This window comes from Microbacterium sp. (genome assembly GCF_031180975.1).
In the GTDB taxonomy this organism is placed as follows: Bacteria; Actinomycetota; Actinomycetes; order Actinomycetales; family Microbacteriaceae; genus Microbacterium.
In genome coordinates this window covers 23,374-49,517 of sequence record NZ_JAPSLI010000004.1, presented here as the reverse complement: position 1 = coordinate 49,517, position 26,144 = coordinate 23,374, and the positions used below count along the sequence as shown (strand labels likewise).

The window sequence follows — 26,144 nt, the reverse complement described above, 5'->3', positions numbered from 1 at the left end:
GTGATGGAAGCGGCGGTCGCCCGCCGTGACCCGCCATCGGGTCCCGATCAGTATGGCATGCCCGGCCCCGTCTGGGTATTTCCCAGAATGTCTCGTTAACATCGAACACGTTGCCGCTTCTCACGCGGCTCGTGGGAGAACCCGCCCCCACCACGATCTCAAGAGGAACGATGTCGAGCGACGAGACGCCGAACATCCCCGCCGCTCGCAACACGCGTGAAGCGGTGCGGGAGAAGGCCCAGCAGGTCCACGCCAGGCAGTCGAGGGCGCGCCTCATGCGGCGCATCATCATCGGCGTCGTGGCCATCGTCGCCATCGGCTCCATCGGCGTCGCGGTCGCCTTCGCGGTCAGGTCGTCCATCTCCAAGCCGGCGCTGAACCCGGCCGGGATGCAGGACGACGGCGTCACGGTGCGCGAGATCACCGTCGAGAGCGGCGCGGCCGAGACGCCGTCGACCGCCTCGCCGACGCCGAGCGACACCGGCGCCACCGCGTCACCGTCGCCCACCCCCACCGAGGGAGCGGCGGAGCCGACCGACATCCACATCTACATCGACTACCTGTCGGCGGGCGCGGCCGAGTTCGAGCGCGCGAACGCGCGGCAGCTGGCGAGCTGGATCGACGAGGGCGCCGTGACGGTGACCTACCACCCGGTCGCGCTGCTCACGGCGAACTCGAACGGCACGAAGTACTCGTTGCGCGCGGCATCTGCGGCGGCGTGCGTGGCGACCCACTCGCCGGCGCAGTTCTACGACTACAACCACGAGCTGCTCACCGACCAGCCCGAACTGAACAGCGACGGGCGCACCGATGTAGAGCTGGCCGACCTCGCCGTGGCCGTCGGTGCCGAGAACGTCAAGAAGGTGCGCTCGTGCATCGAGAACCAGGACTTCGTCTCCTGGGCGAAGGACGCCACCGCGCGAGCACTGGAGGGACCGCTGCCCGGTTCGAAGGACCTCAAGCTCAACAACGAGGCGCTCGTCGTCGTCGAGGGCAACGCCTACGTCGGGGCGATGGATGACCCTGCCGAGTTCTCGCAGTTCGTGCTCACCACGGCGAGCGACCAGTACTACGGCGAGAAGACCCCGACGCCCACTCCGACGCCGACGCCGTCCTCCTGAGCGGCGGTCACCCGCCGCTTCTGCCGTCGCTATGCTGGTGACGGTTCGCCGACTTAGCTCAGCTGGTAGAGCACCTGTCTTGTAATTCTGTTCGGGGCAGAATCAGAGGTTATCGCGGGGTCTCATAGCAGTCGACCTCCCTACTCTCGACTGGTCACGCACAATCCCGGGAACTCACGCCGGATCAGTGAATCTGCGGGGTAAATGCGGGGTTCCGGGTTGTGTTCGTGTTGGCTAGCGCAGGGGAACGGCGCCACCGAACAACTGGTGCGCGAGTTCGTCGAATGTCACCATGGAACCGTGCCCGACCTGGCCGCTGTGCGAGTCGAACTCGTAGTCAACGATACGGTCGGCACCATCGTAGCCGGCATCCACGACGAGCGCGCTGAACCCCTGCGGCCAAGTGATCAGCCATGCGCGCCCCGGCACAGATTCGGCGGGCGTGATCGTGACAATCTGACGCGCGATTCTGACTCGTTCAGGCACGGTGGGGAACTCGTTATAAGCAGTGATGGTTCGGACTTCGTCGGTCACGTTCTCTCCTTCGATCTGGGGCGCTGACTGGTGCAGTACCTCCTCTGTCCACGGTAGGTGCGAATTGGGGGCTTATTCTCGGCGCCCCCTCCACATGCGCGGACTATACGGGCAGAGTGTCTAACAGCGCCCGGCGGGCTTTCACGGCGTCCCGGATGCGTCGGGCGGTGTCATCCCGCCACTTGAGCAGTTCAACGGTCTGGTGGGCGCGGTTCGCGTCGACGTGACGACGGATGCGCGCGGTTGCCGTGGCGACCCGTTCCGCGGTGGTCTGGTTGCCGGTGAGAACGATCGTCACGTGCCCGCTGGTGATGCCGAACCTCTCGGGAGGGTTACCGATCTGCCGTTCACCCGGAACCCACGTCAGTGGAGTTCTGTCGCCGGTGACGGAGTAGGAGAGGACCGTGATGCGCTGCTGATCCGGGGTGATGCCGTCGACGCGGCTCGGGCTGTCCCAGTCGATGACGGGCAAGGTCAGGTCGATCGCGGCCATGATCGACGCTGCCGGATCAAGGTTGGGGCCGAACGCGGTCGGCTCAAGCCGGTACACGGCCGCGATACCGGCGAGATATCTGCGCTCGAGTTCGTCGGCCATGAGCGGGCCGGAGAACAGCCGCTGCAGGTTCGGGGCGGTCAGGTTCACCGTCATGATTCGTCTCGTCTCTCTCTCAGTACGGCAGGGGCACCATCGCGTTGCCGCCAGCGGTATCGGTCAGGGGATAGGCGCCGTCATCGTCCGCCTCAAGAATGCAGATCGTCTCGACCTCGGTCGGCTCGTAGTACCCCTCCCAGAACTCGATGTAGCTGGAAACCGTCGGGCGCTGCCCGATCAGGTGCATCCGCTCGGACTGCGACATAGACGCGTACCGGGAATCCCACGCAGGTGCAGGCGGTTCCGCTTCAGGCTCAGCAAGACGCTCCCGGCGCCGATCATCGATGGGCCGAGCGCCCGGTGTGGCGTATCGCGCGCCAGGGTCGTGACTCATCGGCTGCCCGTTGAACTTCATCGCATCCCACAGGCTCGGCTTCGCCTTCACCTCGACAAGCCGACCGGCACGTGACGGCATGGGCTCTTCCTCAGCAGGAGATGCGGTGAAGGTCGGTTGTGGGCGTAGCGACCATGTGAACGTGTTCCCCTCCCTCGTCTTTACTACCGTGCGATCCGCGACCCTGCGGACGGTCGATGCCGCATAGCCCTCGCCGACCGCATGGGCGGTCACGTCACCGGCCGACGCGGACCCGCCATGCGCGCGCAGGTAGTCCTTGATGCACTGCTCAACGTCATGGGCACTCATCGGCACTGCTCACTCTCGATCGAAGGGGAAACCGGCGCACTGCTCACCGAACCGCGACGGCTGTGCGCAGCGGGAACCGCGGAATCATGCGGATCTCGGCGCTGCTTGGTCGCACTGCTCACCCCTCACGTTTTGCATAGACCGCGAGCAGCAGAACGTTAGCGGTCAAGCGGCGGAGGGGGCAGGGGGGTCCCGGCCCCGGGTGCTCGGCGACGCGCCGCGCGGTCGGCTCGGGGTCGGCTCGGGGTGTCAGGTCGGTTGACAGTGGGGGTGTCGGGTGAGGACGGTGGACCGCTCCGACTGTCCCGCCTCAAGGTGACAGTCGGAGCGGGCGGTGCCGTGACGGTGGATCACTGTCCCGGCGGGGCACTGGTCTCAGCAGTGAGGTCGTAACCCTGTCCAAGGAGTGGACGCTTCCCCCCCGGCCTCACGGCGTGGGGAACCTCACCAGGTCGAGCCAGCGGGTTTAGGCGACGTCCTCGATGCGGACGATGCCGCGGGCGTGGGGGAAGCCGAAGCCGATGCGGCACACGGCGCGGATCGCCGTCTGGTCGTACTCGAACCGTGCAGATCGGTCGATGACGACTTCGGTGTCTCGGCGCAGGACGACGAAGGTGCGAGCGGCCGGGATGCCCCATGCGGTGCCCGACGGGACGTAGGGGCTCGTGCGGACGGGAATGCCGAGGATCGTGCGGGAAGCGCCGTTCTCCGCGCCACCGCCGAGCAGCAGGACATTGGAGCCGGTACCGGTCTTCACCTTCGCGAGCGCGGCCGCGTCGGTGGGGTTGAGTACCCATGACGTGAGGTCGACGCCTTCGGCTTCTGCCGCGGCGAGTGCGTCGATGTACGGGTCGAGCCCGGTGGTCGGCGCGGCGTCGATGTTGTTCAGCGCGGCGCCGGTGATGGAATCGAGACCGACGGGGCGGACGGCGTTGTAGTCGGGGTCAAGGTCGTCGGTGATGACGGGCCCGAAGAATGCCCGGTCGATGCGGCGGGCGATGTCGACGGCGAGCCGCTGCCCGATGATGCCGGCGGCCTGAGGGTCGGAGTCGTTGGCGAGCTCGTTGGCGATGTAACTGATCCCCGCGACCTTCGCGGGCGTGATGGTGAGGTCAGCGCCGGTTGCTTCGGATGCTTCGATCTCGGTGTTCGGTGCGAGCCAGTCGGCGGACGGGTCGGCGGTGATCCGGGGAATCCGGTAGGCGGCCTGATCCGTGTTCACGACGGTGGACGCGGAGAGGGCGACAGATTCGCGGGTGAGGGGTTCAACGATGAGCGGGGCGACCTGCTCGCCGGTGAGAACGCTGAGGGTGCTGGAGTTAGCCATGGTGGGCGACCTTTCGTGATGCGCAGACCTGACAGAAGCGGATGCCCTGGTGTTCGCGAGCGCGATTCGTCAGGGGGTTGTGTCGTGGTCTGCGGCCCGGTGCGGTGGCGTTGTCGCGGTTACTGTCCGCGGAGCCCGTGCCCGGTAGCCCGTCCGGTTCCTATTCTAGCCGGTCGGGCTACCGGGATGAGTGATCAACTCGGGTTCTGCGGCGCCTTCTGCCATGCCGCGCCGGGGTCGGTGCTCGCCGGTGGCTGTGGCATGCTCTGTCGGCTCATCGCTTCGAACAGTGGGTAGCCGGTGACGGGGCGCGTGCCGAACAGGTAGGGGCGTTCGCCCTGCAGCGTGGTGAGCGCGTCGGCGAGCTTGCTCGGGTCGATGTTCCCGGCGTCGTCGGTGAGGTCAGCGACGTCCACGCCACCGATTTCGAACAGGTCGGCGGGGCGGTGCATCCACGGGAGGGCATCCGTGTTGGCGATCAGCTGTTCGGTGAGTTGCCGTTGCAGCGTGGCTACGGTGCCGTGCAGGGTGTCCCGTTCGGCTTGGACGGCTCGGAGTTCCTTGCGCCGGGTTGCAGCCTCATGGCGGGCTGCTCTGAGGTCATCCGGAGTGTCATCGGCGGGGTCGGGCTGCTCGTCTGCGGGCGTTTCGGGAGTCTCGGTGCCCTCCGGGGCGTCCGAGTCGGTGTCGGGCGCCTCAGGCGCGTTCTCGGTGGTGTCGGTGGTCATGCTTTCTCGATCCTCTGTGTCAGGGCGATGTCGGCGATCTGGTTTGCGAGTCGGACAGCGTCGGCGGTGGGAATGACAAGGCGCACGTTCTGCCCGGCGTGCACCATGACCCCCGGCTCGGGGTCGCCGCTCGGTTGGTTCAGGACCGCGGCGACGGCGCGCACGGTCTCACCGTCTGCGGTGTTCAAGGCGTATCGGTGCGCCGGGGCTACGAAGGGTCGTTCGGGCATCAGAGGCCTCCTTCTGTGAATCGGGCTTCTGTGAATCGGGCAGCGCCGTAAGCGATCGCCTCGGGGGTCAGGCTGGGGTGCGGTCGGGCCGGGATCTCGACGAGCACTTTGTACGCGTCGAGGATGTAGCGGACAGCATCGACCCGGGCGGGGTCGAGCAGCCCGTCATCGCCGATCAGCGCTTCGATCGGTGTGTGCCGCAGCGCGTCACGGTTAACGCGTGCGAGCTCGGCGGGGTTCGGGGTCCTCATCGGTTGTTCTCCTTCGTGGTGCGGTTCTGGTGGGCCAACCATGGGCAGGTGTCGTCGTGCATGATTTGGGCGACGGTGACTCGCGGGGAGATCTCCACCGTGCGGAGCTCGGCGTCACAGTCAGGGCAGAGACCGGACGCGAGTCGGCCGAATGCGTCTCGGGTGATCATCGGGTGACCGCCATCGCGTCCGAACGGTGGTTGGCGTGGGCGGTGTCGGTCGTGTCGCAATAGCCGGGGTGAAGCATGCCGACCGGTTCCTCACAGACCGGGCAGCGCATGTCGGCCCGGGCGACTATCTCGGGTCGGTGGTCGATGTAGGACACTGGGGCAGCCTCCTTGTCGTCGGCGGGTTCACCGGGCGAAGGTGTCACGAAGGTGTCGAAGGTGTCAGGGTTTCGGGAAGTGACACCTTGGACACCTTCGGTGACACCTTCGGTGCTGATCGCCCAGACCCATCCGGCTCCGAACCCGGACTTCTGCGACTCGATGCGCGGGTCGCGGCATCGCTTTCGGGCGTTCTTGAGATCGGTGTCGCTGAACCCGGCAGCGCGACCTGCCTTGATGACTTCACCGGCCGGGGCTTCATACCCGTCCCGGTCTCGGAGGTAGTCGAGGAGGAACGCCTGTGCGGCATTGCGATCGTCGACGGTTTCGGCGTCACCGTTCGCACGGTTAATGATGTCGCTGACCGTCACGTCGGTGTCACCGAGATATTGCACCCTGCCGACGTCGGTGCACGCGCCGTCGTCGGTGTAGATGGGGGTGCTGACGAGGTTGAATGCGAATGATGCGCCGCGTTCCCGGGAGTAGTTGGACTTGTCGACGGTCACCACGCGTTGCCCGCTCTCGTCGTCGCGAACAGCAGAACCGATCGCACTGCGTCGCGGAACCCATGAGACCCCGAGAGTTTGTCTGAGGCGTTGCCGGTGCCCTTGTTGAAGTGCATGATGCCGATGACGGCAAGCTCAAGATCCTGCGCAAGCTGAGTGAGCGGATCGAGTGACCGGCGCACGTCGGTGACCTTGTGGAGGTCGCCGCTAATGGTCGAAGTGATCGGGTCGACAATGATGAGCTTCGCCCCGGTCTGCTCGACCGCGTCGCGGCTCAGCTGCAGGTCGAGCGGGAAGGCCGGCACGGTCTCCGAGGTGATCTCGTCCACGGTCATCCGCACGCGCACCTGATAGACGTGATCGAGGTTCGCGCCCGCGCTGATCAGGCGGGGATTCATCACCGTCGACCAGTCGTCTTCGTGGCTGATGATCAGCACGGGGTAGGCAGTGCCGTGCAGGTCGCCGTCAAGTTCGCCCTTGTTGATGAGCGCAGCGAGATACAGAGCGAACGTGGACTTTCCTTCACCGCCTCGACCCGCGAAAATCGTCGTCGTACCAAGCGGGATGCGTCCCGCCCACAGCCATGCTTGGCGGCGAGTCGGGATCTGGGATGCGGGGGTGAGCAACAGGTCACGCTGATCAGACATCAGGCGGCCTTCCTTCCGTGTTCAGTTGATGTGAGCCGCACTGGCTTACGAAGGTTGTTCAAGCTGGCGACGTACAGCCGCCATGCCTCATCGAGAACGTCGTCGACGTCGGGTCGGTTCGCGAGCCGTGCGGCTTCGTCCAGCCGGTCGAGCAGGTAGCTGCGCCGGTCATCCTCAGGCAGGGCAAGCAGCCAATGGCGATCGCGGTCGACGCGCAGGTTGTGCACCTCTTCGTCACGCGATGCTGAGCCGTGCTGGTATCCGAGCCAGTAGAGCGACACGACAGCGTCGGGAAGCTGCCATAGGCGCAGTTGGCCGGACGCCAGCCCCTCGACCCAGCCGCCTAGCGTCTTCGACGCCTCAGGGCTGATCCGGTGGCGTGGGAGGGCTACACCTGTTGTCGGCGTCGCCCTCCGCCCGCTCACATGTCCTCCAGCGCCCGCTGCCGGTCATCAACTTCTGGAGCGCGGCGGAGCGTACGCCACTCATCGTGCGCCGCATCACCGTGCAGAGCACGCACGACCTCATTGACGTCGGTGGCCAGGTACTCGGCCGCGGCGAACGCGTCGACAAGCGTCCACGGCGCGTACCCGGCGAGGAGGCGGGCGGCCCGGAACGGGCTTATGCCGATCGCCGCCGCGAGGTCAGCGGGCGTGCCGCCCTGGCGCTCGAGCGACTTAGCGAACACGGCGGCAATAGCCGTGTTGAGGTCCCGGCTCACTGGGTCACCTCTGCGACGAACAGTTCGAAAGCGGCCTTGCCTACGATGATGGAGGCCGCGAGCGTGTTGAGCTCGTAGAGGGTCGCCGGTGTGAACTCCTCGTCGAACGAGTCGCACCATGAGAGGTAGACGGGGTTGTCGTCGTCGAGGTCGTCGACGAAGAAGTCGAAGCGAACCGCGCCGCGCTCGAACGTCTTCCGGTGCAGGCCCGGGGTGTTCGCCGGGTCGGCATGGTTGATGTCGCACCAGTCATGCTCGGGGCATTGGACGGGCGCCGCGTCTGCTTCCGCCACGGGGACAGCGCCGGCCTCACGGAGCGTGCGTCGGAGGCTGTCGACGCCTGCCAGGTTCTGTGACAGGTCGATCGTGCCGCGGCGTCCTGACGGCATGATCCACGTCTCGATGTTGTCTGTGGTTTCTGAGACACTGGACATGGCTGGTTCTCCTCCGTGATGGTTGGTGTTCCGGTTCTCGCCCTCGGCGTCCGTTGCAGCGGACTCGGGGGCATTCTTCGTTTCGGTGAGCATCAGGCTTCACCGCTCGCGAGCGAGTCGAGCCACGCGAGAACGTCCTCGCGCCGGTAACGAACCGAACGGCCGATCCGAATGAACCTGGGGCCGGTGCCGTCAGCTCGGTAACGCGCGAGCGTAGGCAGGCTCACCTTCGTGAACGCCGAGACGTCTCGCACAGTGGCGAGCGGCGGCAACTCGGGGCTCTCAACAAGGCTCATCATGGCTCCTATCAGGGGGATCAAAGCGAGGACTTCGATAACGCTGATAGTAGAACACATATCAGGAGAGCGCAAGTGACACGATCAGATAATTCCAAGTAGGATCGTGCCATGACCTCAGCAGACGAGCGGATCGGGGCAAACCTAGCCAAACTTCGTGGCGACATGTCGCAGACCGCGCTAGCAGCGGAGATGCGCAGTAGAGGCTTCAAGTGGTCTCAGCCCACCGTGGTCGCCATAGAGAGAGGCGAGCGAGCGATAAAACTCGCTGAGGCCGAGGTGCTTGTCGATGTTCTCGGCATGAACCGTATCGAAGAACTCACCACGCGCCCGCTTGAGGCGATTTGGTGGGCGCGCATGGGAACTCTGTCGCGTGCGCATGATCGATTGGTTGGGTCGACGGCCGGATTTCTCAATGCTCGACTGGCGCTCGCACAAGCGGCCGACGACCTGGTTGCGGCGGGCGAGAAAGTGCCAGAAGGGGCAGAGGAATCCGAGTTCTGGATCGCGTTGTCGGTAGACGAGACTGTGCGGCGCGCGATTCCTACCCCTCCCTTGCTGCCAAGCGAGAACGACGGACATTTCATGCGGACGCTGCATGCATCCGACTTCGCGGACTACGCGACAAGAGCGCGAGAACGTTGGGGGCGAGGCGACGAGTTGACGGGTTACCTTCTGGACAAGGAGCGTTCGGATGGCACGGCCGCGGACTCCGCTGAATAGCTACGGCCGGATCACGACGGTTGAGGTCGAACCGGGGAAGTGGCGCGCCCGCACGCGCTACCGGTTCCCGTCGGGCAGCCTCAAGCAGGTGGAGCGGTTCGCCCCGTCGCGCGCGAAGGCAGAGACGGCTCTCAAGTCCGCGCTGACGACGATCCAGGAGGGCGCGCAGACGGACGTGAAGCGTGAGACGCGAATGCAGGACCTCGGCGTGAAGTTCCTCGCGTCGAAGGCGAACCGTGCGCCCCGCACCGTCGAGGGATACCGGGACCTGGTGCAGCGGATCATCAACCCGCGCATCGGGCAACTCGCTATCTCGGAGATCACGCCGGAGCGACTGCAGCGGTTCCTCGACGTGGTCGTCGAGGAATACGGCGTCGGCACGGCGAAGAACACCAGGGCCGTCCTGTCGGGCATCATGGGGCTCGCCGTCCGCAACGACGCGCTCGAGCGCAACCCGGTGCGGGACCTCGCGCCCATCGAGGGCAAGCGCGTCGGGGCGAAGGCGGTCCCGCTCGACGTCCTCCCCGGCCTCATCGAAGCGGTCCGCGGCGACGCGCAGCTGAGAGCACTCGACTTGGCCGACCTGGTGGAGTTCATCGCCGGCACCGGCGTGCGGATCAGCGAGGCGATCAGCCTCGACGGGACGGACGTGATGATCATCGCGCCCGGGGGAGTCCCTCGGATCGGGGCGGTCGTGACGGTGCGGAAGTCGAAGACTGACGCCGGCGTGAGGCGCCTCACCGTGCCGCCGAGCGTGGCGGTGATGCTCGCCGGTCGAGCACTCGGCGCAGGGCCGCTGTTCCCCACACCACTGGGCAAGCGTCGTGACCGGACGAACACGTCCGCCGACTGGCAGGATGCGCGGGAGCGTTTGGGGCTCAGTGACTACACATTCCACAGCTTCCGGAAGACCGTGGCGACGGCGCTCGATCAGGCGGGGCTGTCGGCGCGCGACATCGCGGAGTACCTCGGACACACCGATCCCCACGTCACGATGCGGACGTACATGTCGAAGACCGTGGGCGGCAGCAGGGCAGCCGACGCTCTAGACTTGGCGATGCACGTTCCGCAGGATTGAAATGTGCGGGGTTTGTGCGGGGTCGGCTACCACCTTGCTCGCGCAGACCGCCAGAGAAGCCCGGTATTCCGGGCCTCGCCGACTTAGCTCAGCTGGTAGAGCACCTGTCTTGTAAACAGGCGGTCGCGGGTTCGAGTCCCGCAGTCGGCTCAGTCATCCTCCTCAGAGATCAGGGAAGCCGAACGCCGGCTCCTCGATGTCGCGATCGTACGGCGCCTCGTCACTGCCCGTGGAGATGGTGACGTCGGCCCCAGGCGAGACCAGGACGCTCATCCCGCAGGTCTCGCTCATGAAGTCGACGAACTTCCCCCCGGTGTGCACGGCGTCCTCGATCCGCCGTTTCAGGTCGTCCACATCCTCGCCGCGCGCGAGTGAGTAGCGCGCCCCGTTGACGGCGATCAGCGTGCGTGTCGTTGTCTGCATGTCGCCCATGGTTTGGACCGTACCGTCTTCCCCCGGCCGCGGAAGATGGGGTTGCGGCAGATGGCTTGAGGTGCCAGCGCTCGGTTTTCGGTCTGTGGAGGTCTAGTGTTCACGCATGGGCAGAATGAAGTACGACGGCTCCGGGGACGAGATCGTCATCGATGATGTGGCGCTCGCGCATCTCAAGATCGTGATCACCACGAAGCTCCGGCGCCAGGAGAGCTTCATGATGACCTGGTTTCCGGTGAACGACAGTGTCAACCGTAAGCGGACCATCTGGATCCATCCGGCGATCCCCCTGCAGTTCGGGTTCGACACGGCGGACAGTCCGCCGATCGATTCGCGGCGCATCCACGCGCTCATGGAGCGGCTGAACGCCACCGGTGAGCTGCTGCTCGACGGGCAGGCCGTCGCGACGACCACCGAGCCCGCACTCGCCTGAGCGGGCGCCGCGGCGGTTCGTAGCAATGCGGATGCCCCCGCGCAAGTGCTGGTCGCCCTGCCCGCGATGAGGGCAGGATGGCCGAGTCGGCCCGCCGGATCGGTGGACGCGCGAATCGAGGAGGTCCCGTGGTCGCCCACAACGTGCGCTTTCTGCAGTGCAGTCCCGAGGCCGTGTTCGCGGTGCTGCGCGACGGATGGCTCTACCCCTCCTGGGTGGTCGGCGCGTCCCGCATGCGGCAGGTCGACCACGGCTGGCCGGCAGTGGGCACGCGTCTGCACCACTCCGTCGGCGTGTGGCCGGTGCTCATCGACGACACCACCGTCTCGCTGGAGTGGCAACCGCCCGAGCGGGTCGTGCTGCAGGCCCGCGGTTGGCCGATCGGCGAGGCGAAGATCCTCATCGAGGTGCGCGCGAAGGGCGACGGATGCCTGGTGCGCATTCACGAGACTCCCGTGAAGGGGCCGGCCACCCTCATCCCCGACCTCGTCGCCGACGCACTCGTGCGCTGGCGCAACGCCGAGACCCTGCGCCGGCTCGGCTACCTCGCCGAGAACGGGGCGGGTCGGGAGGCCGAACCGGGTCGGCCCGATGGCAGCGATCCTGACGGCACCGCGGCCGCTCAAAACAGTGTCTGAGGGCCCTTGTCGTCGGGGCGGGGGACCGCCGCCACCCGCTCGTCGAGCCGGGACGCCTCCGCCAGCGCCTGGTCGATGAGTTCGCGGGAGGGATCCGCGCCGAGCCAGTCGTCCGCGAATGCGGACGGGACGAGCACCGGCATCCGATCGTGGATGCCGGCCAGGTGCTCCGGGGCCGGCCGCATCACGATCGAGTAGCAGGTCACCCAGTCGCCGTCGGGGGTGCGGCCGCGTTGCGTCACCGCCGCCATGCCGAACAGGATGCCGGACCCGAGCCCGAACTCGTGCCACACCCGGCTCGGCTTCTGCATCTCGAACCAGCCCGTGGTCGGGACGATCGCCCGGCCGCGTGCCTTCCCGGGCTGTTCCTGCAGCCGCTCGGACCGCGTGTTGATGGACGGGAACCGGGCCGGCTTACCATCGACCAGGAAACCCCACCAGGCGTGTTCGAGGGTCGGCGCGCCCTCGTCGAAGCGCACCACCGGGTTCAGATTGCGCAGGTTCCGCCCGGTGGGGCGCAGCGTCTCGCCGGCATTGCCGGCGGCCCAGGAACGCAGCCCCTCCAGCACCGCCTCGTCGGCCTCCGCCAGCAGTTCGGCGTCGGTGAAACGGGGGTCAAGTCCGTAGCTCGCGCACATGCGCACAGCGTAGCCCTCACACCCGACAGCGTCGCCCGGGCATCCGGCATCCCCGCCGGTTCCGATCACGAGACACGACTCGGGTAGGGTGGCGCCGATGACCGACGCGCGCCCCCTCCCCGCCTGGCTGGCACTGGGCGGCGCCGTCTCCATCGGGGCGATGACGGCGATCCAGGCCCGCATCAACGGCGTGCTCGGCGTCCGCATCGAGGACGGGATCGTCGCCGGGCTGATCTCATTCGCCGTCGGACTGATCGCACTCCTCCTGGTGATCCCGTGCCTCCCGTCGGCGCGCGCAGGGGTGGGCAGGCTGGTGCACGGCATCCGCCGCCGCACGATTCCGTTCTGGATGCTGCTCGGCGGCGCGTGCGGTGCGCTGACGGTCTCCACACAGGGGCTGGTCGCCGGCGTCCTCGGCGTCTCGCTCTTCACCGTCGGCGTGGTGGCGGGGCAGACCCTGCACGGGCTCATCCTCGACCGGGTCGGCTTCGGCCCCGCCGGGGTGGTCGCGGTGACCCTCGGCCGGGTGGTCGGAGGGGCGCTCGCGCTCGCCGCGGTCGCATTCTCGCTGGGCGGCGACGTGCTGGCATCCGCCCCGCTGTGGCTGCTCCTGCTCCCGTTCCTCACCGGTGCGGGCATCGCCTGGCAGGCGGGCGCCAACGGACGCCTCGCAAAGCGGGTGGGGTCGCCGATCAGCGCCACCCTGATGAGCTTCATCGCCGGCACCGTCGTGCTGGTCGCCGCCGCGTCGATCAGCGTCGCGGCCCGCGGCCTGCCCGCCGCGCTCCCGGCCGAGCCGTGGCTGTATCTGGGTGGGCTGCTCGGCTTCGCGTACATCCTGCTCGGCGCGTTCCTCGTGGCCCACACCGGCGTGCTGCTGATGGGGCTCGGCAGTGTGCTCGGCCAGCTCGTCACCTCGGTGCTGATCGACCTGCTGTGGCCGGTCGATCAGGGGCCGGAGCTGTGGCAGCTCATCGGCATGGTGGTGCTCGCCGGGGCCTCCGTCGTGGTCGCTCTGCCGCGCCGAGGGCGCTGACTCACTTCGTCCGCGACGGTATCCGGCTGATCATCGACTCCGGGTCGACGGTCTTGCGCCGCCCCGGCCCCTTGCCCGCCGGCTTGCCGCCCACGTACAGCCAGCCCAGCAGCTCCTCGTTCTTCTTCAACCCGTGCGCCTTCTTGACCGCCTTCGAACGGGTGAACCCGCCGGTGCGCCAGATCACGCCCCACCCGGCATCGTCGAGCAGCAGACTCAGCATGTGCGCCACGCCCGAGGCGACCGCATCCTGCTCCCACCGCGGCACCTTCCCGCTCTTGCGGTAGCTCACCACGACCGCGATCAGCAGGGGTGCCCGCAAGGGCTTGGTCGACGGCTTGCGGTCGTGCTCGGCCTTGGCGATGGCCTTGCCCAACACCACCCGGTCGTCACCGCGCAGCTCGATCAGCCGCCATGGTCGCAGCGACGAGTGATCGGCGACGCGGCCCGCGGCCGCGATCATGGGCAGCAGCTCGTCGTGCGAGGGCGCCTCCTCGGTGACCTTCGACCACGAGGTGCGTCCGCGCACCGCCTCGATTACGCTCACGACTCCTCGGGGGTGAAGGTCAGCGCCAGCGAGTTCATGCAGTAGCGGTCGCCGGTGGGGGTGCCGAAGCCGTCCGGGAAGACGTGCCCCAGGTGCGATCCGCAGTTCGCGCAGCGCACCTCGGTGCGCACCATGCCGAGGCTGCGGTCCTCGATCAGTTCTACCGCCTCCGGCCGCACGGACTCGTAGAAGCTCGGCCAACCGCAGCCCGAGTCGAACTTCGTGCCGCTTTTGAACAGCTCCGCGCCGCACGCGCCGCAACGGTAGAGACCGTCCCGCTTCTCGTCGAGGAGCTCGCCGGTCCACGGCCGTTCGGTGGCGGCCTCGCGCAGCACCGCGTACTGCTCGTCGCCGAGCTCGGCGCGCCATTCGGCTTCGGACTTGTTCACGCTGTACGACATGTGTACCTCCAGGGTCTCCTCCATTCTCGCGCGTCCGACGCCGGGCGGCATCGGCGACAATGAACGGATGACGGATGCCGTGCGCCAGCGTTACGCGCGCTTCGCGCGCGACGAGACGCCGGGGCGCAGCATCCGCTACACCGAGTGGGCGCAGGGGGTGGCCGCCGACGCCGAGATGTGTGCGGTGCTGGCGCGGCTGGACGAGCAGCACCGGCAGCCGCCGCTGGTGTTCGCGGTGGCCCGGATGCTGGGCGCGCCCGTCGCCGGCTACGACCGCTGGCGCTCGTTCGTCCTCGAGCACGCGGATGCCGTCGTCGCCGAGTGCGCCCAGCGCAGCGTGCAGACCAACGAGCCGCTGCGGCTGAGCGCGCTGCTGCCCGCGCTCGGCGCCGTCGACGGGCCGATCGCGCTGCTCGAGATCGGCGCGGCGGCCGGTCTGTGCCTGTACCCGGATCGGTACTCGTACCGCCTGGTGGGGCCGGACGGCGAGCTGCGCCGGGCGCTCGACCCGCGCGGCGGTCCGTCGCCGGTCGTGCTGACCAGCAGGGTCTGCGGGCCGCTGCCGCCCCTGCGAATGCCGGAGGTGGTGTGGCGCGCCGGCATCGACCTCGCACCGCTGGACGCCAGGGATCCTGACGATGCGGCGTGGCTGTCGGCGCTGGTGTGGCCGGGGGAGACCGAACGCGCCGCGCGCATCTCCGCCGCTCTGCGCATCGCCGCGGATGACCCGCCGCTGCTGCGTGCCGGAGAGGCGGCCGATCTGCTGCACGACACCGCCGCCCTCGCCCCGGCCGACGCGACACTCGTGGTGACCACCCCGGGTGTGCTCGTGTACCTGCCGCGTCCGCGACGGCTCGCGCTCATCGACGGCATCCGCGCGCTCGACGCCCGCTGGGTGACGATCGACGCACCGGGGTTGCATGACGGGTGGCGACCGCCGCTCGATCCTGATGACGGCGAGGGGTTCGCGGTGGCGCTGGACGGACGGGTGATCGCGCGAGCCGACCCGCTCGGACGGTGGTGGGAGTGGCATCCCGACGAAACGCCGCGACGCTCGTAGCCTGGTGACATGCTCGGAGACCTCACCGATCGCGACCGCGCGATCCTGACGCTGGAAGCGGCCTGGCCGCGGCACGGCGGCATGAAGGAGGAGACGATCCGCGCACAGCTGGGGATGAGCCCGGCCCGCTACTACCAGCTGCTCGGACGGTTGATCGACACGGAGGCGGCGTTGCAGTTCGACCCGCTACTGGTGCGACGGCTGCGTCGCATCCGCGACCAGCGGGCCGACCGGCGCGCCGCGCGGATGCGCGGCTTCGTCGGCTGACCGCGCCAGGCGGTGTTCCGCGCGGACTCACGGGCACCTCCCGCTAGCATCGGATGGTGCCCCACCCCGCTCACGACCGATTCGACGACGTTCCGCGTGCCGACGGCAGGGTCGGCGCTCACCGGGCCGAGAACCCGGGCATGAGCGGTCTGGTGCTGCTGCTGTGGTCCGCCGCCGCGGCACTCGTGCTCATCGTCGTCGGAATCTTCGTGGCGCTGGTGATGATGGACCGCATCTCGCTGTTCCCCGAGGCCGAGCCCACGCAGGTGCAGACGCCGGGAGTGGCGGCCGAGGTCGACACCTCGTACCGCGTCATGATCCTCAACGCCACCCCCGAAGAGGGCCTCGTCGGTGAGGTGCGCGAGCTGCTGCTGGCCGAGGGCTGGAACGAGGAACTGCTGTTCGGCAGTGACGGGGCCAGCGCCGAGTTCGAGCGGACCACCGTGTTCTACGTGGACGACGCCGACCAGTCGGCGGCGCTTGGACTCGCGGAGCTGCTCGGCGCCGAAGTGCAGCAGAGCGACTTCTACGCCGACCTGAACGACTCCGAGACCCCGCAACTGACGGTCGTCATCGGGCTGGATCGGACGGATGCCGGCACGGGGACGCCCACCGGCTGATCGCGACCGCCCGCGCGGCTTGCACTCTCATGGGTCGAGTGCCAGACTGGGTTTAGCACTCGCTCACCCTGAGTGCTAAATCGCAACGCCTACGTCCGGGAGGGACGAAAGACTCATGGCAAAGATCATCGCTTTCGATGAGGAGGCCCGCCGCGGCCTCGAGCGTGGCCTGAACATCCTGGCCGACGCCGTCAAGGTGACCCTCGGCCCCCGCGGTCGCAACGTCGTGCTCGAGAAGAAGTGGGGCGCTCCCACCATCACGAACGACGGTGTGTCGATCGCGAAGGAGATCGAGCTCGACGACCCGTACGAGAAGATCGGTGCGGAGCTCGTCAAGGAGGTCGCGAAGAAGACCGACGACGTCGCCGGTGACGGCACCACCACGGCCACCGTGCTGGCGCAGGCGCTGGTCCGCGAGGGGCTGCGCAACGTCGCAGCCGGCGCCGACCCCATCTCGCTCAAGCGCGGCATCGAGAAGGCCGTCGCCGCGATCACCGAGGAGCTGCTGAACAGCGCCAAGGAGATCGAGTCCAAGGAGCAGATCGCGGCCACCGCTTCGATCTCCGCCGCTGACACCGCGATCGGCGAGCTCATCGCCGAAGCGATCGACAAGGTCGGCAAGGAGGGCGTGGTCACCGTCGAGGAGTCGCAGACCTTCGGCACCGAGCTCGAGCTCACCGAGGGCATGCGCTTCGACAAGGGCTACCTGAACCCGTACTTCGTCACGGACCCGGAGCGCCAGGAGGCGGTCTTCGAGGACCCGTACATCCTCATCGCGAACCAGAAGATCGGCAACATCAAGGACCTGCTGCCGGTCGTCGACAAGGTGATCCAGGACGGCAAGGAGCTCGTCATCATCGCCGAGGACGTCGAGGGCGAGGCTCTCGCGACCCTCGTGCTCAACAAGATCCGCGGCATCTTCAAGTCCGTCGCCGTCAAGGCTCCGGGCTTCGGCGACCGTCGCAAGGCGCAGCTGCAGGACATCGCGATCCTCACCGGTGGTCAGGTCATCACCGAGGAGGTCGGCCTCAAGCTCGAGAACACCACGCTCGACCTGCTCGGCCGCGCCCGCAAGGTGATCGTCACCAAGGACGAGACCACCATCGTCGAGGGTGCCGGTGAGGCCTCGCAGATCGAGGGTCGCGTGACCCAGATCCGCCGGGAGATCGAGAACACCGACAGCGACTACGACCGCGAGAAGCTGCAGGAGCGCCTCGCCAAGCTCGCCGGCGGCGTGGCCGTCATCAAGGCGGGCGCGGCCACCGAGGTCGAGCTCAAGGAGCGCAAGCACCGCATCGAGGACGCCGTCCGCAACGCGAAGGCGGCCGTTGAGGAGGGCATCGTCCCCGGTGGTGGCGTCGCCCTCATCCAGGCGGGTACCCGTGCGCTCGCCGGTCTCGAGCTGACCGGTGACGAGGCCACCGGTGCCAACATCGTGCGTGTCGCGATCGAGGCTCCGCTGAAGCAGATCGCCCAGAACGCCGGCCTCGAGCCGGGCGTCGTGGCCAACAAGGTCTCCGAGCTCGAGAACGGTCACGGCCTCAACGCCGCGACCGGCGAGTACGGCGACATGTTCGCACAGGGCATCATCGACCCGGCCAAGGTCACCCGCTCGGCGCTGCAGAACGCCGCGTCGATCGCCGGTCTGTTCCTCACCACCGAGGCGGTCGTGGCGGACAAGCCCGAGAAGGCTTCCGCTGCTCCGGCCGACCCGTCCGGCGGAATGGACTTTTGAGTCGAACCCACGAGGTGACGGTCTGACGATCTGATCCGACAGCAAGACGCCCCCGGCAGCAGTTCACAGCCGGGGGCGTCTCTGCGTCACCGGAACAGGCTCGCGGAGTACTGGTCCGCGTCGGCGTACTGCGCGGCGGCGGACGCGAGCGCGCCGCTGATCGACGCGAGCACCTGCTCGACGTGCATCTGGGCGCCGCGCCACTGCTCGCTGCACTCCTGGAACGCGGCAGCCGCGGCGCCTGTCCACGACGACTGCAGCTGACCGAGCTGCGCCATCAGCGATGTGGACTCGCCCTGCAGTCGTTCCATGGTCGCGCGGGCCGCGCCGTGCGCGGCATGGACCGCGTCGGTGTCGACGGTGAAGACGGACATGGGATCTCCTCTCGACGGGCTTCCGACACTAGGTCGGCGGCCGGCACGGGGGAGCGCCGTTTCCCGGCATCCGTGGAGAATCTCCGGTGCCGACGGCGATGTGCAGAGCGAACGGCATCCGGCCGTCGCCGGCGGTCAGAGCTCGAGGCGGTCCAGCGGCTGCGTCTCCTCGAGGAGGTGCTCGGGCGTCGCCTGCGCGGGCGCGAGCGGCAGCGAGACGACGAAGGTGGCGCCGCCTCCCGGGGTCTCGTCCACGCGCACCGACCCCCGCAACGACTCGACGATGGATGCCACGATGGCCAGGCCCAGGCCGGCCCCACCGGTCTCCCGCGCGCGGGAGGTGTCCGCTCGCCAGAACCGTTCGAAGATGTGCTCGCGGATCTGCGGAGGCACGCCTTCACCGTGGTCGACGACGGCGATCGTGCCGACGCCCAGCCGCCGATCGGCTCCCACGACGATCTCGATCGGGCTCTCCTCCGGCGAGAACCGGCGCGCATTGCCGAGCAGGTTGGTCACCACCTGGCGCACCTTGTTGTCCTCGCCGAGCACGATCGGTGGGGTGCGCACCGGAGCGTCGGTCGCCTCGGTGAAGTCGATGGACGGCACTTCTGTCGTCGTCCGCGCGCGTCGGCGCAGGCGGGCGATGGTCGCCCCGGCGCGTCCACGGGCAGCCGGCGCGGGTCCGGGCGGGGCGGGCTGCGGGTCGGTCGAGGTGTCCGGTCGTTCCGGCGCGGCGTCCTCCGCGGTCGTGTCGATCACCGTCACGGTGCGGCCCGGCGACGCGACCCGCACGTCCAGGGCGGCGTCGCGGGCGATCGGGCGCAGATCGAGCGGCACGATCTGCAGTTCGCGTTCGCGCTCCTCGTCCAGGCGGGCGAGAGCGAGGAGGTCCTCGACGAGCACGCCCATCCGGATCGCCTCCTTCTCGATGCGCTCCATCGCCCTGGCGGTGTCCTCCTCGCCGCGGATGGCGCCCATGCGGTACAGCTCGGCGTAGCCGCGCACGCTCACCAGAGGCGTGCGCAACTCATGGCTTGCATCGCCGATGAAGCGACGCATGTTCTGCACCGTCCGATCGCGCTGAGCCAGCGAACGGTCCACCCGGTCGAGCATCGTGTTGATCGCGGCGTTCAGCCGCCCCACCTCGGTGGTCGGTTCCAGATCCGTCAACCGCTGGCTGAAGTCGCCCGCCGCGATCGCCATCGCCGTGGATTCCACGTGCCCCAACCGGCGGAACGTGAGCGTGACGAGCCCGCGGATGAGCAGCGCTGCGAGCAGGATCGTCACCAGCGCGACCGTCGTGTAGACCGCGAAGTAGGTGCCGACGATCTTGTCGGCCTCGTCGAGCGGCAGCGCCACCAGCTGGACGTAGCTCAGGCCCTCGGCGCTCTTCGTCGACACGGCGGCGTGGAAGCCCGCGCCCTGCGAGGAGGCCAGCGGGATCACCTGATCCTCCTGGGCCTGTGCGGCCTGCAGGGTGAAGGAGTCCGGGAAGATCGGTCGGTCTGCGTTCGTCTGGCCGCCGGCCTGCGCGAGCGGTGTGCCGTCCGTGTCGTAGAACGCCACCACGTGGTCGGTCGCCCTGCCCGTGTTCCCGCGCTCGGTGAACACCAGCCGCCCGTTCTGTGCGCTGACGGTGAAGAAGCGGTCGGCCTGCGAGGTGGTCGCCAGGGCCGGCAGCTGCGCGTCGATGTTGCTGATCATCGCGCCGCGGAGGATGGGGACGGTGCCGATCCCGGCGACGACCAGTCCGAGTGCGAGGACTGCGACGGTGACCCCGGTGACTTTGGCGCGCAGGCTGATCCGCCGCCACCAGAGGGTGACGGAGTCGGATCCGTTCGCCACGTCCGCCGCCCGGCCGGTCAGGCGGTCTTGCCGACCTTGAGCATGTACCCGAAGCCGCGCTTGGTCTGGATGACGGACTCCTCGGTGTGCGGGTCGATCTTGCGCCGCAGGTAGGAGATATAACTCTCCACGATCCCGGCGTCGCCGTTGAAGTCGTACTCCCACACGTGGTCGAGGATCTGCGCCTTGGACAGCACCCGGTTCGGGTTGAGCATCAGGTAGCGCAGCAGCTTGAACTCGGTGGGGCTGAGCTCGATCGGCACCTTGCCGACGAACACGTCGTGGGTGTCCTGGTCCATCGACAGCTCGCCGGCGCGGATCAGGGACTCCTCGTCGGCCTGCATGGTGCGGCGGAGGATGGCCTGTGCGCGCGCGACGATCTCGTCGAGCGCGAAGGGCTTGGTGACGTAGTCGTCGCCCCCGGCGTTCAGGCCCTCGATCTTGTCCTGCGTGTCGTCCTTGGCGGTGAGGAACAGGATGGGCGCCGTGAACCCGGCACCTCGGAGACGCTTGGTCACGCTGAAGCCGTTCATGTCGGGCAGCATGACGTCGAGGATGATGAGGTCGGGCTCCTCCTCGAGGACGGCGGAGATGGTGGCCGCACCGTTCGCGACCGTCTTCACCTGGAACCCGGCGAAGCTGAGACCCGTGGACAGCAGGTCGCGGATGTTCGGTTCGTCGTCGACGACCAGGATGCGCGCATCAGTCATGTCCCCATTATGGTGATCCCACCCATGCCGCGGCTGATTGGATGCGGATCGGCGGCTCAGGCTGCGGGGCCGTGCACAGCCGCGGCGACGGCGAGGGCGACGGATGCCGCGAGCGGTGCGTCCGGATCGACGGTGATCCGGTGCAGGAGCAGACCGTCGCACGCGGCCATGAGCATCGGGGCGCGCTCGGCCGCCGCCGGTCCGCCGATGGCCTCGAGAAGCGACCGGGTCCACTCCTCGAAGATGCGCCGCTGATGGCGCAGCGGGGTCACGGCCTCGTCATCGACGGCTTCGAGGAACAGGGCATAGCGTGCGCGCGTGCGGGCGGCTCGCGGGCCGGACTCGATCTCCATCGCCGTGACGAGCATGTCGACGAGGCCCTGTTCCGTTTCGATCGGAGCCGGGAAGCCTCCTTCCGCACGCTCGCTCTCGGCGATCCAGTCGATCACGCCCGCCAGCAGCGCCGCGCGGGTGCGGAAGTGGTTCGAGGTGGACCCCGGGGGGAGTCCGGCGGCGGCGTCCACCCGGGCGTGGGTGAGGGCGCGGACGCCCTCGGTACCGACGAGGTCGACGGCGGCATCCAGGGCGCGGTCGCGGGTGGTGCTCATGACGTCATACTACAGACGTAGTGACAAACTACTATGAAAGTAGTACAGTTGGGCGCATGGCTGGGGCGGCCTGCTCGCATCGAGGGAGAGGCTCATCATGGACACGCCCGCATCGCACACCGCCGGCACGACGACGTGGTCGCCGCCGCTACCGGATGCCCCGGGCTTCGAGCATCGGATGGTGGACACACCCGGTCTACGGACCCACGTCGCGACGATCGGCACCGGTGACCCGGTGCTGATGCTGCACGGCTTCCCGCAGCACTGGTGGCAGTGGCGGCGGATCGGGCCGCGGCTTGCCGGCGCGGGGTACCGCGTGATCTGCCCGGACCTGCGCGGCTCCGGATGGACCGAGGCCGACGAGCCGGGCTACCGACGCGAGACGATGCTGCACGACGTCGTCGCCCTGCTCGACGGGCTCGGCCTTCCGCGCGTCCGAGTGGTCAGTCACGACCTGGGGTCCGTGGTCGCGGGGCAGCTCTCGTACGCGCATCCGGAGCGGGTGCGCTCGGCGGTGCAGCTGTCGGTGCCGCCGGGCTTCATGATCTTCACCCCGAGGCTGCTGCCCGCCTTCCGTCACATGCCGCGGATGCTGCGGCACCGCGAGGGCGCGTCGCTGCGTTGGGTGTTCGGATACCCATGGGTCGCGACGCCTATGACCGACGAGACGCTCGACGGGTACCTCCGGGTGCACAGCCGGTCCGAGGTCAGCCGCGCCGTGAGAGCGCTGTACCGCGGAATGGTCATCCCGGAGGTCATGCGCCTCTCCCGCGGCGACTACAAGCGGATGCGGCTGCATCCACCCACTCTCGCCGCCTTCGGTCGTGAAGACGGGCCGTTCCGGGAAGAGATCGTCCGACGGATCTGCCGCGATGCCGACCGTCGTGCCGACCGCTTCGAGCTGGCCTTCGTTGAGGGAGCCGCGCACTTCATGACCGACGACGCCCCCGACGAGGTGGCCGAACTGATCCTGGACTGGTTCCGTCGTGAGGGCTGACCCGGCGGAGTAGCATCCGGTGCATGAACGAGACCGAGGGCGGCGACAGCGCGTGCTGGCTCTCGAAGGTGTGCCCGGAGTGCGGCGCGCTGCTCGACGATCCCGCGGCGCCCTGCTGGCGCTGTGGGGTCAGACCCGGTGAGGAACGCCCGGCCGACGCGTGACTCCGCAGGGGCTCAAGTCGGCTACGCCGCCGTGAGCCGGTCCGCGTCAAGGATCGTGTAGCTGTAGCCCTGCTCGGCGAGGAAGCGCTGGCGGTTCTGCGCGTAGTCCTGGTCCACGGTGTCGCGCGCGATGAGGGTGTAGAAGCTCGCGGTGTGGTCCGACTGCTTGGGGCGCAGCAGGCGCCCGAGGCGCTGTGCCTCCTCCTGCCGTGAGCCGAACGAGCCGGACACTTGGATGGCGACGGACGCTTCGGGGAGGTCGATCGAGAAGTTCGCGACCTTCGACACCACCAGCAGTGAGATCTCGCCCTCGCGGAACTGCCGGTACAGCTCCTCGCGCTCGTCCACCGGTGTGGCACCCGTGATCTGCGGAGCGCCCAGCGCGTCGGACAGCGTCTCGAGCTGGTCGAGGTACTGGCCGATGACCAGGATCTGTTCGCCGGGGTGCTTGGCGATGAGCTCGCGGACGGCCTTGATCTTCGCCGGGGCGGATGCCGCCAGTCGGTAGCGCTCGTCGTCGGTCGCGGCCGCGTACTCGAGCCGGTCTCCCGGGGGCAGATCGACGCGCACTTCGTAGCAGGCGGCGGGGGAGATGAACCCCTGGGCCTCGATCTGCTTCCACGGAGCGTCGAACCGCTTCGGGCCGATCAGGCTGAACACGTCGCCCTCGCGGCCGTCCTCGCGCACCAGCGTCGCGGTGAGCCCGATGCGGCGACGCGCCTGCAGGTCGGCGGTCAGTTTGAAGACCGGGGCGGGCAGCAGGTGCACCTCGTCGTAGACGATGAGGCCCCAGTCCATCTCGTCGAGCAGCGAGAGGTGGGCGTACTCGCCCTTCCGCTTCGCAGTGAGGATCTGGTACGTGGCGATCGTGACGGGCCGGACCTCCTTGGCCTGGCCGGAGTACTCGCCGATCTCCTCCGGCGTGAGGGTGGTGCGCTTGAGCAGTTCATCGCGCCACTGCCGGGCCGAGACCGTGTTCGTCACCAGGATGAGCGTCGTGGTCTTGGTCGCTGCCATCGCGCCGGCGCCGACGATCGTCTTGCCGGCACCGCACGGGAGCACCACCACGCCGGAGCCGTCCTTCGAGAACGCCTCGACCGCCTCGCGCTGGTACGGCCGCATCTGCCAGCCGCCGCTCTCGTCCAGGTCGATCTCGTGCGGGGTCCCGGGGGTGTAGCCGGCGAGGTCCTCCGCAGGCCAGCCGATCTTCAGCAGTTCCTGCTTGATCTGCCCGCGCGCCCACGCGTCCACCGCGAACGTGTCGGGGGTGGGCTTGCCGATCAGCAGCGGCTGGATGCGCTTGTTGTTCGCCACCTGCGCGAGCACCGCGGGGTCGGTGGACCGCAGAATGAGCACACCCTCGTCGTCGCGTTCGATCACCAGCCGGCCGTAGCGCTCCACGGTCTCGCGCAGGTCGACGGACACCGACGGTGGCACCGGGAACCGCGACCACCGGTCGAGGGTCTCCAGCATGTCGTCGGCGGTGTGCCCCGCCGCGCGGGCGTTCCACAGACCGAGGCGGGTGATCCGGTACGTGTGGATGTGCTCCGGGGCCCGCTCGAGCTCGGCGAAGATCGCCAGTTCGTGCCGCGCCGACTCGGCGTCGGGGTGCGCGACCTCGAGCAGCACCGTGCGGTCGCTCTGGACGATGAGAGGGCCATCAGACATAGCTGACCAGTCTACCCGGCCGGCATGAGGCACGGCTCGGGCGGGCGTCCCACGGTTCAGTGTTCGAGGAGCGTCACCGAGCGGATGCTGCGCACCGGCAGCGTCCGCTCGACATCGGCCGCCTTGTCACGCCCGCGCAGGCGGCCGCCGCCGAGCCCGGTGGCCTCGAGCGTGAGCTCGCGGCTGGTGCCGTCGGGCATGGCCACCGTGACGCGCACCAGTGCCCTGGCGCGGACCGCGGCATCGAGCTCACGATCGAGCCAGGCGGCGTCGGCATCCGGCCCCTGCCGTGCCCGCAGGCGTGCGATCAGCGCCGCGTACGACACGCGCTCCACCGGCGCAGCATCGGCGACCCGCCGACGGCGCGCCGGCACGGGCCGTCCGTCGCGGTCGACCAGCGTCGCCGGGTAGTGCGCATCCGCCAGCGCCCACGACACGGTCTCCGCAGCGACCCTGGAGACCAGCTCGGCACCCTCGCGCACCAGGCCGAGTGGCCGAAGCGCTCGGTCCACCTCGATGGCCTGCAGCAGGTGCCGGTCGCTGCTGGAGACCACGGTGCCCGCGCTTTCGTCCGCGCGGACCCGCACCAGGCCGTGCCGCGCCGCCGCCTGCATCACGAGGTACTCCAGCGGTTGCGGGACGCCGGTCAGCGAGATGCTCGAGAGGAACTCCAGGATGCCGTTCTGCGTCTCCCCGTCGACGAGCGCACGCGCGACGGACTCCGCGGTGAAGCGGTACGACGACGCCTGCGCCGCCGACTCGTGCTCGGTCATCGCCCTGAGCCTGTTGTCGAGAGCGGGCTGCAGCGGTCCCGGTGCGATCGCGGTGAGATCGTTCTGCAGGAAGACCCGGTCGACCTCGGTCGGCAGCAGCGCGGACAGGCTCGACGTGTCGGCGGGGGCGCCGCTGCGCAGCATCCGTGCCCACTCCGGCTCGGTGCCGTCGTCGCACACCAGCCCCAGCAGCCCTGCCAACCGCCGCAGCCGCTGATGTGCGGCGGGCCACGCCGGATCCCACGGGTGCGCGTCCCCCCACTCCGTCATCGGTGCCCAGCCGTCGCCGCGGCGGATGCCGTGCGGCAGCGCAACCCGGAAGGCCTCGGCGAGCACGGCCCACCGGGGCGCGAAGGGCGCCGAGAGCCACCCCTCCGCGGCGGAGGTGACCTGCAGTTCCCGGCCGCGCGCGACCACCAGCCCGGCCTCCTCCGCGAGCTCGCGGAGGTCGTCCACGATCCCCGCGTCCGTGCCAGCCTCGGCGAGACGGCGCTTCTCGCCCGCACCCAGCGCCCCGGTCGCCACCAGTGACAGCGGTGAGCTGCGTGCCGCCAGCAGCAGGTCGGCGACCGCCCCGACGGTCGTCAGGGCCCGCTCAGCCGCCCGCGCGGCCGAGCCGTCGGGTGCTGGCGAAGGCGTTGCGGGCGTGTTCCGCTCCGGCAGGGAGCGGTCGGCGAGAAGAGCGGATACGGGCGGGGGGACTGCTCCTTCCGCGTCGAGCAGCCCGAGGGCCGCCAGCGTGCCGGCGGACGCGCCAGGATCCTCGTCGCGGGCCGCTCGGAGCAGCGCGATCGCCTCGTCGCGGCTGAGGTGCGACAGGGCGCGCTCGACGGATGCCGGTTCGAGCAGCGCCTCCGCTGCGTCGAAGAAGTCCTCCCAGTCGACATCAGGGCGCACCCGGCGGGCGCGCAGCAGCGCCTCGAGCTCGTCATCGCTCGCCGCAGCGAGACGTGTCGCGAGCGGGCGTGCGTGAGCTGTCAT

The 26,144-nt window shown here is 68.7% G+C and carries 35 protein-coding genes and 1 tRNA gene; 13 read left to right on the top strand and 23 right to left on the bottom strand.

All coding sequences use genetic code 11. The annotated features are described in order from the left end of the window. Window positions 1-170: 170 nt before the first annotated feature. Entirely contained in the window at window positions 171-1,121 is a 951-nt protein-coding gene (locus tag RIF65_RS06800) for a DsbA family protein (RefSeq protein ID WP_309065356.1), read from the top strand. A 234-nt stretch (window positions 1,122-1,355) separates the two neighbouring features. Here RIF65_RS06800 and RIF65_RS06795 read toward each other — a convergent pair whose 3' ends face one another. The 13 genes from RIF65_RS06795 to RIF65_RS06735 form a co-directional block, all read right to left on the bottom strand. Beyond that, window positions 1,356-1,655, bottom strand: coding sequence for a hypothetical protein (locus tag RIF65_RS06795; RefSeq protein ID WP_309065355.1), 300 nt, complete (start codon window positions 1,653-1,655; stop codon window positions 1,356-1,358). Between the two features lie 103 nt (window positions 1,656-1,758). Then, complete coding sequence (locus RIF65_RS06790) at window positions 1,759-2,304, bottom strand: hypothetical protein (RefSeq protein WP_309065354.1); 546 nt, start codon at window positions 2,302-2,304, stop codon at window positions 1,759-1,761. A gap of 19 nt (window positions 2,305-2,323) precedes the next feature. After that, window positions 2,324-2,950: a hypothetical protein gene (locus RIF65_RS06785; protein WP_309065353.1), complete on the bottom strand. Its 627-nt coding sequence runs from the start codon at window positions 2,948-2,950 to the stop codon at window positions 2,324-2,326. A gap of 466 nt (window positions 2,951-3,416) precedes the next feature. Beyond that, entirely contained in the window at window positions 3,417-4,277 is an 861-nt protein-coding gene (locus tag RIF65_RS06780) for a phage major capsid protein (RefSeq protein WP_309065352.1), read from the bottom strand. A gap of 194 nt (window positions 4,278-4,471) precedes the next feature. Further along, complete coding sequence (locus RIF65_RS06775; protein ID WP_309065351.1) at window positions 4,472-5,005, bottom strand: hypothetical protein; 534 nt, start codon at window positions 5,003-5,005, stop codon at window positions 4,472-4,474. Beyond that, window positions 5,002-5,235 carry a hypothetical protein gene (locus tag RIF65_RS06770; RefSeq protein WP_309065350.1) on the bottom strand — a complete coding sequence of 78 codons (234 nt, stop codon included), beginning with the start codon at window positions 5,233-5,235 and terminating at the stop codon, window positions 5,002-5,004. Before RIF65_RS06770 ends, RIF65_RS06775 begins: the two co-directional genes overlap by 4 nt. Then, the gene (locus tag RIF65_RS06765) at window positions 5,235-5,486 is read right to left on the bottom strand and encodes a hypothetical protein (protein ID WP_309065349.1); all 252 of its coding nucleotides are present in this window, start codon (window positions 5,484-5,486) and stop codon (window positions 5,235-5,237) included. The genes RIF65_RS06770 and RIF65_RS06765 overlap by 1 nt, the downstream gene beginning before the upstream one ends. A gap of 166 nt (window positions 5,487-5,652) precedes the next feature. Next, on the bottom strand, window positions 5,653-6,321 hold the full coding sequence (locus RIF65_RS06760) for a hypothetical protein (RefSeq protein ID WP_309065348.1): 669 nt from the start codon (window positions 6,319-6,321) through the stop codon (window positions 5,653-5,655). Continuing rightward, window positions 6,315-6,944, bottom strand: a complete 630-nt coding sequence (locus RIF65_RS06755) for an AAA family ATPase (RefSeq protein ID WP_309065347.1) — start codon at window positions 6,942-6,944, stop codon at window positions 6,315-6,317. The genes RIF65_RS06760 and RIF65_RS06755 overlap by 7 nt, the downstream gene beginning before the upstream one ends. Window positions 6,945-6,964: 20 nt before the next feature. Then, window positions 6,965-7,246 carry a hypothetical protein gene (locus RIF65_RS06750; protein WP_309065346.1) on the bottom strand — a complete coding sequence of 94 codons (282 nt, stop codon included), beginning with the start codon at window positions 7,244-7,246 and terminating at the stop codon, window positions 6,965-6,967. A 140-nt stretch (window positions 7,247-7,386) separates the two neighbouring features. After that, window positions 7,387-7,686, bottom strand: a complete 300-nt coding sequence (locus RIF65_RS06745) for a hypothetical protein (RefSeq protein ID WP_309065345.1) — start codon at window positions 7,684-7,686, stop codon at window positions 7,387-7,389. Further along, on the bottom strand, window positions 7,683-8,120 hold the full coding sequence (locus RIF65_RS06740; RefSeq protein WP_309065344.1) for a hypothetical protein: 438 nt from the start codon (window positions 8,118-8,120) through the stop codon (window positions 7,683-7,685). Before RIF65_RS06740 ends, RIF65_RS06745 begins: the two co-directional genes overlap by 4 nt. Before the next feature lie 92 nt (window positions 8,121-8,212). Further along, on the bottom strand, window positions 8,213-8,416 hold the full coding sequence (locus tag RIF65_RS06735; protein ID WP_309065343.1) for a helix-turn-helix transcriptional regulator: 204 nt from the start codon (window positions 8,414-8,416) through the stop codon (window positions 8,213-8,215). Window positions 8,417-8,527: 111 nt separating this feature from the next. Here RIF65_RS06735 and RIF65_RS06730 point away from each other — a divergent pair, with 111 nt between their 5' ends. The 3 genes from RIF65_RS06730 to RIF65_RS06720 all read left to right on the top strand — a co-directional run bounded on the left by RIF65_RS06730 (window position 8,528) and on the right by RIF65_RS06720 (window position 10,367). Continuing rightward, a complete protein-coding gene (locus RIF65_RS06730; protein WP_309065342.1) occupies window positions 8,528-9,139 on the top strand; it encodes a helix-turn-helix domain-containing protein in 612 nt (203 codons plus the stop codon). Next, window positions 9,111-10,217: a site-specific integrase gene (locus RIF65_RS06725; protein WP_309065341.1), complete on the top strand. Its 1,107-nt coding sequence runs from the start codon at window positions 9,111-9,113 to the stop codon at window positions 10,215-10,217. Before RIF65_RS06730 ends, RIF65_RS06725 begins: the two co-directional genes overlap by 29 nt. Before the next feature lie 77 nt (window positions 10,218-10,294). Beyond that, window positions 10,295-10,367 (top strand) — tRNA-Thr (locus RIF65_RS06720). 12 nt (window positions 10,368-10,379) lie between these two features. Here the strand turns inward: RIF65_RS06720 and RIF65_RS06715 are convergent. After that, complete coding sequence (locus RIF65_RS06715) at window positions 10,380-10,640, bottom strand: hypothetical protein (protein ID WP_309065340.1); 261 nt, start codon at window positions 10,638-10,640, stop codon at window positions 10,380-10,382. 115 nt (window positions 10,641-10,755) lie between these two features. On the opposite strand from RIF65_RS06715, the gene RIF65_RS06710 reads away from it, so the two are divergent. Next, complete coding sequence (locus tag RIF65_RS06710) at window positions 10,756-11,082, top strand: DUF7882 family protein (RefSeq protein ID WP_309065339.1); 327 nt, start codon at window positions 10,756-10,758, stop codon at window positions 11,080-11,082. Window positions 11,083-11,210: 128 nt separating this feature from the next. After that, window positions 11,211-11,720 (top strand): SRPBCC family protein, encoded by a 510-nt coding sequence (locus RIF65_RS06705; protein WP_309065338.1) that lies wholly within the window; start codon window positions 11,211-11,213, stop codon window positions 11,718-11,720. Here the strand turns inward: RIF65_RS06705 and RIF65_RS06700 are convergent. After that, on the bottom strand, window positions 11,705-12,358 hold the full coding sequence (locus tag RIF65_RS06700; protein WP_309065337.1) for an SOS response-associated peptidase family protein: 654 nt from the start codon (window positions 12,356-12,358) through the stop codon (window positions 11,705-11,707). The two genes, RIF65_RS06705 and RIF65_RS06700, sit on opposite strands and share 16 nt — an antisense overlap. A gap of 97 nt (window positions 12,359-12,455) precedes the next feature. Between RIF65_RS06700 and RIF65_RS06695 the strand changes: the two genes are divergently transcribed. After that, the gene (locus tag RIF65_RS06695) at window positions 12,456-13,394 is read left to right on the top strand and encodes a DMT family transporter (RefSeq protein ID WP_309065336.1); all 939 of its coding nucleotides are present in this window, start codon (window positions 12,456-12,458) and stop codon (window positions 13,392-13,394) included. 1 nt (window position 13,395) lies between these two features. On the opposite strand, the gene RIF65_RS06690 is transcribed toward RIF65_RS06695, so the two are convergent. Next, complete coding sequence (locus RIF65_RS06690; protein ID WP_309065335.1) at window positions 13,396-13,941, bottom strand: nitroreductase family protein; 546 nt, start codon at window positions 13,939-13,941, stop codon at window positions 13,396-13,398. After that, the gene (gene msrB / locus RIF65_RS06685; RefSeq protein WP_309065334.1) at window positions 13,938-14,342 is read right to left on the bottom strand and encodes a peptide-methionine (R)-S-oxide reductase MsrB; all 405 of its coding nucleotides are present in this window, start codon (window positions 14,340-14,342) and stop codon (window positions 13,938-13,940) included. The genes RIF65_RS06690 and msrB overlap by 4 nt, the downstream gene beginning before the upstream one ends. Here msrB and RIF65_RS06680 point away from each other — a divergent pair. The 4 genes from RIF65_RS06680 (at window position 14,341) to groL (ending at window position 18,024) form a co-directional block, all read left to right on the top strand. Next, complete coding sequence (locus tag RIF65_RS06680) at window positions 14,341-15,402, top strand: DUF2332 domain-containing protein (protein ID WP_309082500.1); 1,062 nt, start codon at window positions 14,341-14,343, stop codon at window positions 15,400-15,402. The two genes, msrB and RIF65_RS06680, sit on opposite strands and share 2 nt — an antisense overlap. A 9-nt stretch (window positions 15,403-15,411) precedes the next feature. After that, complete coding sequence (locus tag RIF65_RS06675; RefSeq protein ID WP_309065332.1) at window positions 15,412-15,669, top strand: DUF3263 domain-containing protein; 258 nt, start codon at window positions 15,412-15,414, stop codon at window positions 15,667-15,669. A gap of 56 nt (window positions 15,670-15,725) precedes the next feature. Continuing rightward, window positions 15,726-16,289 carry a LytR C-terminal domain-containing protein gene (locus RIF65_RS06670; RefSeq protein ID WP_309065331.1) on the top strand — a complete coding sequence of 188 codons (564 nt, stop codon included), beginning with the start codon at window positions 15,726-15,728 and terminating at the stop codon, window positions 16,287-16,289. 115 nt (window positions 16,290-16,404) lie between these two features. Next, window positions 16,405-18,024 (top strand): chaperonin GroEL, encoded by a 1,620-nt coding sequence (groL, locus tag RIF65_RS06665; RefSeq protein ID WP_309065330.1) that lies wholly within the window; start codon window positions 16,405-16,407, stop codon window positions 18,022-18,024. Between the two features lie 86 nt (window positions 18,025-18,110). Here the strand turns inward: groL and RIF65_RS06660 are convergent, their stop codons facing one another. From RIF65_RS06660 to RIF65_RS06645, 4 genes are all read right to left on the bottom strand, one after another. Beyond that, window positions 18,111-18,398 (bottom strand): WXG100 family type VII secretion target, encoded by a 288-nt coding sequence (locus tag RIF65_RS06660; RefSeq protein WP_309065329.1) that lies wholly within the window; start codon window positions 18,396-18,398, stop codon window positions 18,111-18,113. Window positions 18,399-18,533: 135 nt separating this feature from the next. Next, on the bottom strand, window positions 18,534-20,243 hold the full coding sequence (locus RIF65_RS06655) for a sensor histidine kinase (protein ID WP_309065328.1): 1,710 nt from the start codon (window positions 20,241-20,243) through the stop codon (window positions 18,534-18,536). 17 nt (window positions 20,244-20,260) lie between these two features. Continuing rightward, window positions 20,261-20,953, bottom strand: coding sequence for a response regulator transcription factor (locus tag RIF65_RS06650; protein ID WP_309065327.1), 693 nt, complete (start codon window positions 20,951-20,953; stop codon window positions 20,261-20,263). Window positions 20,954-21,009: 56 nt separating this feature from the next. Next, a complete protein-coding gene (locus RIF65_RS06645; protein WP_309065326.1) occupies window positions 21,010-21,561 on the bottom strand; it encodes a TetR/AcrR family transcriptional regulator in 552 nt (183 codons plus the stop codon). A 97-nt stretch (window positions 21,562-21,658) separates the two neighbouring features. Between RIF65_RS06645 and RIF65_RS06640 the strand changes: the two genes are divergently transcribed. Together RIF65_RS06640 and RIF65_RS06635 are read left to right on the top strand one after the other, a co-directional pair. Continuing rightward, complete coding sequence (locus tag RIF65_RS06640; protein WP_309065325.1) at window positions 21,659-22,558, top strand: alpha/beta fold hydrolase; 900 nt, start codon at window positions 21,659-21,661, stop codon at window positions 22,556-22,558. A 23-nt stretch (window positions 22,559-22,581) separates the two neighbouring features. After that, window positions 22,582-22,722 carry a hypothetical protein gene (locus RIF65_RS06635; protein ID WP_309065324.1) on the top strand — a complete coding sequence of 47 codons (141 nt, stop codon included), beginning with the start codon at window positions 22,582-22,584 and terminating at the stop codon, window positions 22,720-22,722. Window positions 22,723-22,743: 21 nt separating this feature from the next. Here the strand turns inward: RIF65_RS06635 and RIF65_RS06630 are convergent, their stop codons facing one another. Further along, window positions 22,744-24,390, bottom strand: coding sequence for a DNA repair helicase XPB (locus RIF65_RS06630; RefSeq protein WP_309065323.1), 1,647 nt, complete (start codon window positions 24,388-24,390; stop codon window positions 22,744-22,746). A gap of 56 nt (window positions 24,391-24,446) precedes the next feature. Next, entirely contained in the window at window positions 24,447-26,144 is a 1,698-nt protein-coding gene (locus tag RIF65_RS06625; RefSeq protein ID WP_309065322.1) for a helicase-associated domain-containing protein, read from the bottom strand.